At 62.1% G+C, this 280-nt stretch carries 1 protein-coding gene; it reads right to left on the bottom strand.

Annotated elements, in window-relative coordinates:
• On the bottom strand, nt 1-280 hold a 280-nt coding region (locus tag OGY09_RS01055; RefSeq protein WP_286589800.1), incomplete at both ends, for an RHS domain-containing protein.

The following is a 280-nucleotide window of genomic DNA, read 5'->3' as shown; positions in this document are numbered from 1 at the left end:
TGTAGTGCAGTCCGGATTCGTCGTCATACTGCTGGCCCGGCAGGCGGATAAGCTGTTGCAGATTATGTGGATTATCTTCCTGCAGCACGTTACCCCATTCGTCATACTCCGCACGCCAGCTGATGGCGCCGTCCTGGCTTATCAGCGCCAGCGGCAGGCCCCGGTGGTCGCAGTGGTACAGATGAAGCGTCCTTTCCGGAACCGGCAGCGGCTCCATCTGCGCCGCCATCTGTTCCGGCGTCAGGCCGCACCCGGCCAGCCACTGCCGGTTTTCATCGCT

Origin of the sequence: Citrobacter sp. Cpo071, from assembly GCF_030332765.1 — a bacterium.
GTDB classification, from domain to species: Bacteria; Pseudomonadota; Gammaproteobacteria; order Enterobacterales; family Enterobacteriaceae; genus Citrobacter; species Citrobacter portucalensis.
This window is presented reverse-complemented; position numbering and strand designations above follow the sequence as displayed.